We start from the raw sequence: 9,275 nt of genomic DNA, 5'->3' as shown, positions 1-9,275 counted from the left end.
GAATTATTGAATTGATGCAAACTACGCCCTTCAAACTGCACTCACCAGGAGTCAAACCCCATGCCATCCGCCCCCAAGGTCACGATCTACCACAACCCCCAATGCGGCACCTCGCGCAATGTGCTGGCGCTGATCCGCAATGCCGGCATTGAGCCGGACATCATTGAATACCTCAAGACCCCGCCCACGCGCGAAACGCTGCGAGAGCTGATTGCGCAGATAGGCGTGCCGGTCCGTGACGTGGTGCGGCAAAAGGAAGCTGTCTATCAGGAGCTCGGCCTGGACGGGCAGGGCGATGAGGCGCTGGTGGACGCCATGCTGGCCCACCCCATCCTGATCAACCGGCCTATCGTGGTCACGCCGCTGGCCACGCGCCTGTGCCGTCCTTCGGAGGCGGTGCTCGACATCCTGCCGCTGCCGCAGCGCAGCGCCTTCAGCAAGGAAGACGGCGAACAGGTCATCAATGAGCGCGGCGAGCGCATCACGCGGCCTTAGTCCCGACCGTTATTGCCTTGCCCCAGCGCGCGGGCCCGCGCGCTGTTGTTTCCCCACGGATTTCCCTTCCGTTTCCTCCCCGGCCTGTGGCTTTCCAGCCACTTCTCCAGGCCTGCCGCGGCGTGTCACACAACTGCCATTGAACTGACACGAACGCGTCACCCCCCACTCCCAGAATCTCGTCATGACCAGCATGACTGAGCACCCGATGGGACTCCACTCACAGACACATGACAGGCAGGACGCCAGCGCGGCCCGCAGCCTGGGCGCCGGCATCCAGGATTTGAACAAGCAGTGCCTGCGCATCCTGCGCTGCACGGCCCAGGCCCTGGCCAACAGTCCCGGCGGCCTGCGCTTCAAGGCCGGCACCCGGCCCTGGCTGGAAGGGTTGTCGAACGCGCGGCCGGCGTTGATGGCCGGGCTGGGGCGGCGCGGCAAGGCGGTTTCGCTGGCCGCTGGTGATTGAGTGTCGAAGCCCCTTGATGGGGCTTTTTTACAGGCGGAAAAACCGCGAGTCCGAGTGAGTAAGTGAGTAAGTGAGTGAGCTTGCTGAAGCTGGTCAAAACCGAAGTTGTCGAGACACAGGAAACAAGGAGTTAGCCATGAAAGAACTGCCCAATCCCACCTTTGCATTGTCGCCCGTCGCAATGCCACGGGGGTCACTTCATCAAAGCGGTCATGCTGTCGGTCCAGCCGCTGTTCAAAGGGCTCCCGTGGGGAAAATCTCGGTCAGCTGGGCCCGGCACCAGGACGAGGTCCGGCAGGCGCAACGCCTGAGGTACCAGGTCTTCGCGCTCGAGATGGGCGCCACGCTGTCCAAGACGCTGCCCGGCCACGACGTGGACCTGTTTGACGACTACTGCGAACACCTGCTGGTGCGCGATGCCGACAGCCAGGAAGTCATAGGCACCTACCGCGTGCTCACGCCGACCCAGGCCAAGCGCGTGGGCAGCACCTACAGCGACACCGAATTCGACCTGACGCGGCTGCGCGCGCTGCGCGAGCGCATGGTCGAGCTGGGTCGCAGCTGCGTGCACGCCGACCACCGCCACGGCGGCGTCATCCTGGCGTTGTGGGGCGCGCTGGCCGAGTTCATGTCGCGCAACCAGCTTGACACCATGATCGGCTGCGCCAGTATCCCGATGCAGCACAACGGCGTGTCCAACGGCCACGCGGCCGCCAGCATCTGGCGCCAGGTGCGCGAGACGCACCTGGCCGCCATCGAGTACCGCGTCACGCCGCGCCTGGCCCTGCCCGTGGAGAAGCTCGACGACACGCTGGACGTGGAGCCGCCCGCGCTGATCAAGGGTTACCTTCGCCTGGGCGCCAAGGTGCTGGGCGCGCCGGCCTGGGATCCTGATTTCAACTCGGCCGACCTGCCCATGATGATGCGCATCGCGGACCTGCCGCCGCGCTACCTCAAGCATTTCTCCGGCAAACCGCTGCCGGGCAACGCCACGGAGGCCTGATGCGAAGCATGTTTGACGCCATGGGGGCGCTGGGCAACGGGTTCGGCGGGGGCGGTGACGACCACGACGATGACGACTCGCTGCGCAAGCGCTACCGCACCATCTTCATCTCCGACATCCACCTGGGCACGCCCGGCTGCCAGGCGGCGGCCCTGCTGGATTTCCTCAAGGCCCATCCCAGCGACAACCTCTACCTGGTGGGCGACATCGTGGACGGCTGGCAGCTGCGCCGCCGCTGGTACTGGCCGCAATCGCACAACGACGTGGTGCAGAAGCTGCTGCGCCGCGCCCGCAAGGGCTGCCGCATCATCTACGTGCCTGGCAACCACGATGAGTTTGCGCGTGAATTTATCGGCAACCAGTTCGGCGGCATCGAGGTCATCGATGAAGCCGTGCACACCACCGCCGACGGCCGCCAGTTGTGGATCATCCACGGCGACTACTTCGACGCGGTGGTGCAGTGCGCCAAGTGGCTCGCCTACGTGGGCGACAACCTGTATGAATTCACGCTCAAACTCAACCGCCACCTGAACAGCCTGCGCGCCCGCATGGGGCTGCCCTACTGGTCGCTGTCGGCCTACCTGAAACAAAAGGTCAAGAGCGCGCTCAACTACGTCACCGACTTTGAAGAAGCGGTCGCCAACGAGGCGCGCCGGCGCGGCCACCAGGGCGTGGTCTGCGGCCATATCCACCGCGCCGAGATGCGCGACATCAACGGCGTGCTGTATTGCAACGACGGCGACTGGGTGGAAAGCCGCACCGCGCTGGTCGAAAACTTCGACGGCACGCTGGAGCTGGTGCACTGGGCGCCGGCCCACGAAACGCAGGGCCGCGGCCACGCCGCTTCCACGGTGGTCGCATGAGGATCGCCCTGGTCACCGACGCCTGGCAACCGCAGGTCAACGGCGTCGTCACCACGCTGGTGGAATTGGTGCGCGAGCTCGCGGAACTCGGCCACCAGGTGGAGGTGATACACCCCAACCTCTTCAAGACACGGCCTTGCCCGGGTTATGCCGGCATCGACCTGGCGGTGCGCCCCAAGCGGGGGCTGACCGAAAAGCTCGACGCTTTCCAGCCCGAAGCCATCCACATTGCGACCGAGGGCCCGCTGGGCTGGGCGGCGCGCGGCTATTGCCTCAAGCGCGGCCTGCGTTTCACCACGGCCTTCCACACCAAATTCCCCGAAATCCTGCATGCGGCGCTCAAGATCCCGCTGTCCTGGGGTTACGCGCTGTTCCGCCATTTCCACAGACCTTCGTCGGGCGTGATGGTGCCCACCCAGGGCGTGCTGCGCATGCTGGAAGAACGCGGCTTCAAGAACCTGCGCGGCTGGACGCACGGCGTGGACACGGATCTCTTCAGCTTCGAACCGCAGCCGCGCCTGCACCCGCCCATGGGCACGCTGCTGCGTCCGGTGTCGCTGTTTGTGGGCCGGGTGTCGTATGAGAAAAACATCGAGTCCTTCCTCAAGCTGGACATCCCGGGCACCAAGGTGGTGTGCGGCGTGGGCCCGCTCGAAGAGTCGCTCAAGCAGCGTTATCCCCAGGTCCGCTGGATGGGCGTGCTGGCCCGGGACGAACTGGCCAAGGTCTACGCCGCGGCTGACGTGTTTGTGTTTCCCAGCCGGTCGGAAACCTTCGGCCTGGTGATGCTCGAAGCCATGGCCGCCGGCACGCCGGTGGCGGCCTATCCGGTCGACGGCCCGCTGGAAGTGCTGGGAAAAACCGACGGAAGCTGTCACGGCGGTGTCATGAACGAAGATTTGCAACAAGCTTGTTACGGTGCGCTGGCCGTGCCGCGCCATGAAGCGCGGCAGCGCGCGCTGGACTTCAGCTGGAGCCATGCGGCGCAATTGTTCGAGTCTTTCCTGGTAATTGCGGGTAAAAACAGCGCCCAACTCAACCCCGACATCAGCAAGGGCAGTACTTGCCAGCCTTTTCAGGCCGGTGCACCATCAGTCAAAAGTACTGTCACGCCACTGTCATGAAACACGTCAACACTGTGACTTGTTACTAATGACACGTAAATGCCTTGTTGATGCCCACTTCACCCGCCTCGGTGGCCGCTGCCGCGCCAAGCGTCCAGTTCCTGGACCGCGACCACAGCATTCTTGCTTTCAATGAGCGGGTGCTGGACTGGGCCAAGCGCCCCGACGTGCCGCTACTGGAGCGGCTGCGGTTTTTGTGCATTGTGTCGTCCAACCTCGACGAGTTTTTTGAAGTCCGCACCGCACCCCACCTGACGGCGGCGCAGGCCGGTGAGCAAAAAGCGCCTTATTCGGTGCAGTCTTTCAAGGCCTTGTCGGCCGCCGCGCACGACATGGTGGCGCGCCAGTACTCCCTCTATAACGATGACCTGCTGCCGGCCTTTGAGCGCCAGGGCATACGCGTGGTCTCGCACGGTGAGCGCAACCCGGCCCAGCGGCGCTGGGTGAAGGAGTATTTCGAGCGGGAAGTGCGGCCGCTGCTGATCCCGGTCGGGCTGGATCCGTCGCACCCGTTCCCGCAGGTGGCCAACAAGTCGCTCAACTTCATCGTGCGCCTGGGCGGCCACGACGCTTTCGGCCGCGAGAACGACATCGCCATCGTCAAGGTGCCGCGGGTGTTGCCGCGGCTGATCCACATGCCGACGCGCGGCCACCACAAGGAAGACCGCCTGTTCGTGTCGCTCTCCAGCGTGATACGCGCGCACCTGGCCGAGCTGTTTCCCGGCCGCGAGGTCGGGCAGTTTTCGCAGTTCCGCGTCACCCGCCATTCCGACCTGGCGGTCGACGAGGACGACGTCAAGAACCTGCGCACCGCCCTGCGCCAGGGCCTGGAGCAGCGCCACTACGGCCAGGCCGTGCGCCTGGAGGTGTCGGCGGGCTGCTCGGAATACCTGGCCAACTTCCTGCTGAAGCAGTTCAACCTGCCTTCACTGGCGCTGTACCGCGTGCACGGCCCGGTAAACCTGGTGCGGCTGACGCAACTGGTGGACCTGGTCAACGACCCCAAGCTGCTGTTCCCCAGTTATCGCCCCTGCTACCCGACGCAGTTGCTGCCCGGCCAGTCCTTCTTTGAGCGGCTCAAGCAGGGCGACGTGTCCATCCACCAGCCCTTCGAGAGTTTTGAGGGCGTGCTCGCCTTCCTGCGCGAGGCCGTCAACGATCCGCAGGTGCTGGCGATCAAGCAGACGATTTACCGCACCGGTGCCGATTCGGAACTCATGGTGCTGCTGCGCGAAGCCGTGCGGCGCGGCAAGGAAGTGACTGTGGTGGTGGAGCTCAAGGCGCGCTTTGACGAAGAGGCCAACATCAACTGGGCGGAGATGCTGGAATCGATAGGCGCGCAGGTGGTCTACGGCGTGGTGGGCCTGAAGACCCACGCCAAGATGCTGCTGGTGACGCGCCGCGAAGGCCGGCACCTGGTACGTTATGCGCATCTTTCCACCGGCAATTACAACCCGCGCACGGCGCGCCTCTACACCGACCTGAGCTACCTGACGGCCGACCCGCTGACGACGGCCGACATCGACAACGTCTTCGTGCACCTGGCCAGCCAGAGCCGCCTGCCCAAGCTGCACCACCTGCTGCTGGCCCCGTTCCAGTTGCACCACAAGCTGATCGCCAAAATCGACGCGCTGGGTGAAGCCGCTCTGCAGGGCAAGGACACGCGCCTGGTCGCCAAGATGAACGCATTGACCGACGAGGACCTGATGCTGGCGCTGGTGAGGGCAGGGCAGCGCGGCGTGAAGATAGACCTGATCGTGCGCGGCGCCTGCATGCTGCCGGCGCAAGTCCCCGGCGTGACCGACAACATCCGCGTGCGTTCCGTCATCGGCCGCTTTCTCGAGCATTCGCGCGTCTTCTACTTCCGCTGCGCGGAGGAGGAAACGCTGCTGCTCTCCAGCGCCGACTGGATGAACCGCAACATGCTGCGCCGGGTGGAGCTGGCCTGGCCGGTGACCGACCCGGTGCTGCGCCGGCGCATCATCGACGAATGCCTGGTGGCCTACCTGCACGACGGGCGCGATGCCTGGGACCTGCAGCCCGACGGCAGCTACCTGCGCGTGAGCCCGCAGGGCGACCTGCCGCGCCACGGCGCGCAAGCGGCCCTGATGGCCCGCTACACCGCCCCCCAACACCAGGACAAATGACATGGACCTCATCTTGTGGCGTCATGCGGAAGCGGAAGACTGGCCAGAAGGTGATCCACAGGCAGGCAGCGACCTGGAGCGCTCGCTCACGGCACGCGGCGAGAAGCAGGCGGCCCGCATGGCCAACTGGCTGGACCGCCAGCTGCCCGAAGGCGCGCGCATCTTCGTGAGCCCGGCGCGCCGCTGCGAGCAGACCGCGCTGGCGCTGGGGCGCAAATACAAGATCAGGAACGAACTCGCGCCCGATGCCACGGCCGCGCAGTTGCTGGAACTGGTGCAGTGGCCGACCGCCAAGTCGCCCATCCTGGTGGTGGGCCACCAGCCCATCCTCGGCGAAACCATCGCGCAGCTGCTGGGCCYGCAGGCCAGCGATTGTCCCGTCAAGAAGGGTGCGCTCTGGTGGCTGCGCAGCCGCGACCGCGAGGGCCACAACCAGACCGTGGTGGTGACGGTGCAGTCGCCGGAAGTGCTCTGAACTGGCGTGCGGGCCGGCATCGCGAGGAAAGCATCTCCCTCGCGCTCGCTCTTGTCTCGCGGATGCATCATGTGGCCGTTGCGACCATGCCGGCGGACAAAAAACCGACCCGGGATAGCCAAATTCTCTTGATGCCAAGGCTATAGTGCAAGTACCGAACCCGCTCCCCGGCCTGGTCCAGCAAGCGGAAACCTGATAGCGCCGCTCAAGTCAAACGTTAAGGAGCATTCCTCAATGTCGATCGTCACGCCTCGTATTCCGTTGTTCGCTGTAGCCGCCGCGCTCTTTTGGAATGCGGCCCACGCGCAGGCTGACTGCGAAGCCGCGTGGCAGGAGGCGAAGTCACTGCCAAACTCTGCATCCGCTGCGCGCCTTGAGCAGTCGCGACGGAACTGCCTTCGGGATACGACCTATCTATCTCGCCTTGGCAGAAAGTACTTTGAGTTGGGTGACGTAGAAAAGGCGCGCGCAATTACTACCGCCGGGCTCCAAATCGATCCACGTCACGAAGGCCTGCTGTTCGGCCTGGGTGACATCCACCTTCGACAGTCTCGGCTGGGGGACGCCAAAGCAGTCGCAACGCGCCTCATTGAGTTTCATCCGAACTCTCACGGCGGGCCGTATCTTATGCAGCGGGTCTTGATGGATTCGAAGCAATTTTCGGAGGCCATCAAATACGGCGACCTGGCGATTTCCAAATCAAACGGGCAGATAGTTGTGCTCTACCTGAACAATGCTGTCGCTGCCTACCATGCCGCGCAAGATGCACTTTGCGTTCGGTATGCGCAGGAGGCGATTGATCGCGATCCGGCTGTACTGCGCCAAGCTTGGGGAATGAATGAAGCGATATACGCCCTGGATAGATCAAAGCGCTTTCCGGAGGCGCTCGCTCTCGCCAAGCGACGGAAGGCTGCTGACCCAAGGTGGTCGGAGGATGAGGCATTTGTCAAGATTCTCCGGGTCATGGGAGTTGCCCAATGAAGTACGCCGACGTGCCTTTTAACTTGTCAATCGACGCAGGCCCACAACCGCAGGCTGCGGCTTCGCCGCGTGTATTGGTGGTCCGGCCATCTTCACGTTAGACGCCGATGAGCGACGACATTGCAGAATTACTGGCTCAAGAGGATCTTCGGGGCTGCCGTCGGTGCCGGCAGTTCTTTGGTCCGATGTATGGTTCGCTCAAGCGCGAGAGCGCCGACTCGCTGTTCTCGCCAAGATCAGTTCGGGTCATGGTCGATCGTATCGCCGGTGAGGATGCCGGCACCTACTTCGAATGCTATGAGTGCGAAAGCAAACGCCGGCGTAAGCGAGTGGTGTTCTATTCGGTCCTCGCCGCCATCGTGGCTATCGCACTGCTATTCCGAGAGTTCAGCTCGGGCCGCTTGGGAGTGCCATGGTGAGCAGCGCTGAGTCGGAGGGCGTTCCCCGGTAAGGCGGGTCATGCCTCCCCTTATCTCAAACGTCAGGTCGTAAACTCGTCACACAATGATCGTTCCTCATCGAAAACCCCAGGTTTGCGTACTCGGCAGCGCCGAGCCCGGTTCCAGCGCCTACGAGCTCGCCGGCGAGGCCGGCGAGGCGCTGGCCAAACTGGCCATCACCGTGGTGAGCGGATGCGGCAGCCCCGCAACCCGGGTTGCTGCCGAGCGCGCCATTCAGGCGAACGGCCTGGTGCTCAGCATCGTGCCTCCAGATGAGATGCCTGGGCCGGATTGGCCCGCCACGGTGGTGCTGCCCTGTGGCATGGGGGACGCCCGCAATCTGTTGATGGCCCTTGCCGGCGATGCCTGTATCGTCATCGGCGGCCGCGCGGGCACCAAATCCGAGGTTCACCTGGCCTGGCTGCACAAACGGCCGCTGCTTCCGCTGGTCGGCTGCGGCGGGTGGTCCGATGAACTGCCGTCCAACCCTCCCGACGAGCGAGCGAACTCCCCGATCCTGCCGTGGAGCACCATCGCTGAGTTGCAGGAAAATCTGCGCAGTCTTGGATTGGTCAAGAGTGCGGCTTGACTTGGGGAACTGGTCCGCCAAGCGGGAGGCGGACTGCAAGGGAGCATTGCGGGGTTTCAACTGCAGGAGCTAGCTTCGCTGCAGAATGTCGTGATCCGGGTCATTTACACTTTAGGCGCCGCCAGGAGTGCCCATGCCAGATCAAAAGCTTGAAGGTGGTTGCCAATGCGGAGCAGTCCGCTACCGCATCTCAGGGAATCCGGTGATGGCTGCATTCTGCCACTGCACCATGTGCCGGCGAGCCAATGCGGCGCCGGCAGTCGCCTGGGCAATGTATGAGCTCTCCCAGGTCTCGTTTCTCGCGACGCCACCCACGATCTATGAATCATCGCCGGGTGCAAAGCGCGGTTTCTGSGCTCACTGCGGGACGCAGATCTGCTTCACGGCAGAGTACATCCCAGGGCTCATYGACCTGACGATCGGCAGCCTCGATGAACCAAGCCTGGTTCCTCCCACTTTTCACTACTGGGAGTCCAAGCGCTTGCCCTGGCTTCACGTCGCGGACCAATTGCCTCGCTATCCTGAGTTTCCTCCCCAATGAGCAGGCGCTAAGCAGAATGACGTCAGCCACAACATGAAGATCGGTCAAGCCATCATTCGCGTGATCCTATGGCTCTCAGGTGCAGGTGCACTTGCCCTGATTGTCGCCACCGGCTATTACGCCAACGAAGTCAGGGTTGCGAGAGCTGCGA

At 63.8% G+C, this 9,275-nt stretch carries 11 protein-coding genes; all 11 read left to right on the top strand.

Annotated elements, in window-relative coordinates; translation table 11 throughout:
- Nucleotides 1–60 precede the first annotated feature (60 nt).
- The 11 genes from arsC (at nucleotide 61) to AC1D0P_RS16875 (ending at nucleotide 9,124) form a co-directional block, all read left to right on the top strand.
- Nucleotides 61–495 carry an arsenate reductase (glutaredoxin) gene (gene arsC, locus AC1D0P_RS16925; RefSeq protein WP_477677814.1) on the top strand — a complete coding sequence of 145 codons (435 nt, stop codon included), beginning with the start codon at nucleotides 61–63 and terminating at the stop codon, nucleotides 493–495.
- 208 nt (nucleotides 496–703) lie between these two features.
- Complete coding sequence (locus tag AC1D0P_RS16920; protein ID WP_477677813.1) at nucleotides 704–961, top strand: hypothetical protein; 258 nt, start codon at nucleotides 704–706, stop codon at nucleotides 959–961.
- A 136-nt stretch (nucleotides 962–1,097) separates the two neighbouring features.
- Nucleotides 1,098–1,964 (top strand): GNAT family N-acetyltransferase, encoded by an 867-nt coding sequence (locus tag AC1D0P_RS16915; protein ID WP_477677812.1) that lies wholly within the window; start codon nucleotides 1,098–1,100, stop codon nucleotides 1,962–1,964.
- The gene (locus AC1D0P_RS16910) at nucleotides 1,964–2,827 is read left to right on the top strand and encodes a UDP-2,3-diacylglucosamine diphosphatase (RefSeq protein WP_477677811.1); all 864 of its coding nucleotides are present in this window, start codon (nucleotides 1,964–1,966) and stop codon (nucleotides 2,825–2,827) included. Before AC1D0P_RS16915 ends, AC1D0P_RS16910 begins: the two co-directional genes overlap by 1 nt.
- A complete protein-coding gene (locus AC1D0P_RS16905) occupies nucleotides 2,824–3,951 on the top strand; it encodes a glycosyltransferase family 4 protein (RefSeq protein WP_477677810.1) in 1,128 nt (375 codons plus the stop codon). The genes AC1D0P_RS16910 and AC1D0P_RS16905 overlap by 4 nt, the downstream gene beginning before the upstream one ends.
- A 50-nt stretch (nucleotides 3,952–4,001) precedes the next feature.
- Nucleotides 4,002–6,098: a polyphosphate kinase 1 gene (gene ppk1 / locus AC1D0P_RS16900; protein WP_477677809.1), complete on the top strand. Its 2,097-nt coding sequence runs from the start codon at nucleotides 4,002–4,004 to the stop codon at nucleotides 6,096–6,098.
- Between the two features lies 1 nt (nucleotide 6,099).
- The gene (locus tag AC1D0P_RS16895; RefSeq protein WP_477677808.1) at nucleotides 6,100–6,573 is read left to right on the top strand and encodes a SixA phosphatase family protein; all 474 of its coding nucleotides are present in this window, start codon (nucleotides 6,100–6,102) and stop codon (nucleotides 6,571–6,573) included.
- Nucleotides 6,574–6,807: 234 nt separating this feature from the next.
- Nucleotides 6,808–7,554, top strand: a complete 747-nt coding sequence (locus tag AC1D0P_RS16890; RefSeq protein WP_477677807.1) for a tetratricopeptide repeat protein — start codon at nucleotides 6,808–6,810, stop codon at nucleotides 7,552–7,554.
- Between the two features lie 107 nt (nucleotides 7,555–7,661).
- Nucleotides 7,662–7,973: a hypothetical protein gene (locus tag AC1D0P_RS16885; RefSeq protein ID WP_477677806.1), complete on the top strand. Its 312-nt coding sequence runs from the start codon at nucleotides 7,662–7,664 to the stop codon at nucleotides 7,971–7,973.
- Nucleotides 7,974–8,058: 85 nt separating this feature from the next.
- Nucleotides 8,059–8,583, top strand: a complete 525-nt coding sequence (locus AC1D0P_RS16880; RefSeq protein WP_477677805.1) for an SLOG cluster 4 domain-containing protein — start codon at nucleotides 8,059–8,061, stop codon at nucleotides 8,581–8,583.
- Between the two features lie 133 nt (nucleotides 8,584–8,716).
- Nucleotides 8,717–9,124 carry a GFA family protein gene (locus AC1D0P_RS16875; RefSeq protein WP_477677804.1) on the top strand — a complete coding sequence of 136 codons (408 nt, stop codon included), beginning with the start codon at nucleotides 8,717–8,719 and terminating at the stop codon, nucleotides 9,122–9,124.
- The last annotated feature ends 151 nt before the right edge of the window (nucleotides 9,125–9,275 follow it).

This window comes from Polaromonas sp. P1_G2 (assembly GCF_056405515.1).
This window is presented reverse-complemented; position numbering and strand designations above follow the sequence as displayed.

Coding starts and splice junctions, on each gene's coding strand:
- ppk1 (WP_477677809.1), top strand. CDS start 4,002: ATGCCCACTTCACCCGCCTCGGTGGCCGCTGCCGCGCCAAGCGTCCAG.
- AC1D0P_RS16880 (WP_477677805.1), top strand. CDS start 8,059: ATGATCGTTCCTCATCGAAAACCCCAGGTTTGCGTACTCGGCAGCGCC.
- AC1D0P_RS16915 (WP_477677812.1), top strand. CDS start 1,098: ATGAAAGAACTGCCCAATCCCACCTTTGCATTGTCGCCCGTCGCAATG.
- AC1D0P_RS16890 (WP_477677807.1), top strand. CDS start 6,808: ATGTCGATCGTCACGCCTCGTATTCCGTTGTTCGCTGTAGCCGCCGCG.
- arsC (WP_477677814.1), top strand. CDS start 61: ATGCCATCCGCCCCCAAGGTCACGATCTACCACAACCCCCAATGCGGC.
- AC1D0P_RS16910 (WP_477677811.1), top strand. CDS start 1,964: ATGCGAAGCATGTTTGACGCCATGGGGGCGCTGGGCAACGGGTTCGGC.
- AC1D0P_RS16905 (WP_477677810.1), top strand. CDS start 2,824: ATGAGGATCGCCCTGGTCACCGACGCCTGGCAACCGCAGGTCAACGGC.
- AC1D0P_RS16920 (WP_477677813.1), top strand. CDS start 704: ATGGGACTCCACTCACAGACACATGACAGGCAGGACGCCAGCGCGGCC.
- AC1D0P_RS16885 (WP_477677806.1), top strand. CDS start 7,662: ATGAGCGACGACATTGCAGAATTACTGGCTCAAGAGGATCTTCGGGGC.